The organism is Mesorhizobium sp. M0028, assembly GCF_040323855.1.
Taxonomy (GTDB): domain Bacteria; phylum Pseudomonadota; class Alphaproteobacteria; order Rhizobiales; family Rhizobiaceae; genus Mesorhizobium.
On sequence record NZ_JAMYVG010000054.1, the window covers coordinates 1 to 775 of the forward strand.

The 775-nt window shown below is 56.5% G+C and carries 1 protein-coding gene; it reads right to left on the minus strand.

Features of this window, described 5'->3' with window-relative positions:
- Complete coding sequence (locus NKJ93_RS33525; protein WP_352593650.1) at positions 1-762, minus strand: enoyl-CoA hydratase-related protein; 762 nt, start codon at positions 760-762, stop codon at positions 1-3.
- Positions 763-775: the final 13 nt, after the last annotated feature.

A 775-nucleotide genomic window follows, 5' to 3' on the forward strand; every position in this document is an offset into this window, starting at 1 on the left:
CTACCGCCCCGTAAACTTTGGCGCTCGCTTTTCCATAAAATGGGCAACGCCCTCTTCGTAGTCTTCAGAAAGCAAAGAGGCTTGCATTTCCTTGTAAGCCACGACGAAAGCTTCGGCGAGCGACTGCGAGTGAGAGTCGTAGATCTGCCGCTTTATTACGCCGATGGATCGCGGCGACGCCGTCGTCACCATCTCGCGGGCGGTGCCTTCCACTGCCGAAAGAAAGTTCACTGCGGGTAACGAGCGCACCAGCCCGAGCCGCTCCGCCTCTTGAGACTGGACAACACGCGCCGAGCAGAGGAGGTCGAGGGCGTTCATCGTGCCAATCAGGCGAGTGAGAATCCAGGAAAGACCGAATTCCGCGATGAGGCCTCGCCTGGCGAAAGACGTCGTGAGCTTCGCCCCCTCGGCCATATAGCGAAAATCGCCAAACGCGGCGAATACCAGCCCGATGCCAGCGATCGGACCGTTAATCGCCATGAAGACCGGTTTGGGAACGGCCATCAGATAGGAGAAAGTCTGGTCATCCTCGCTGTCGTCAGGCACACCGGGTTCCAGGAGTGACATATCGTATCCAGCGCAAAATCCACGCCCGGATCCTGTAACCACGATAGCGCGGACGTTATCATCAGCAGTTGCCGCATTTATTGCAGCGCGTACCTCCGAGTTCATTGTGGGAGTCCAGGCGTTCAGTTGATCTGGACGGTTGAGCGTAATGGTCGCCACATAGTCAGTGACCGAGTATAGGATTTCCTTGTACATTACTCTTCCTTTC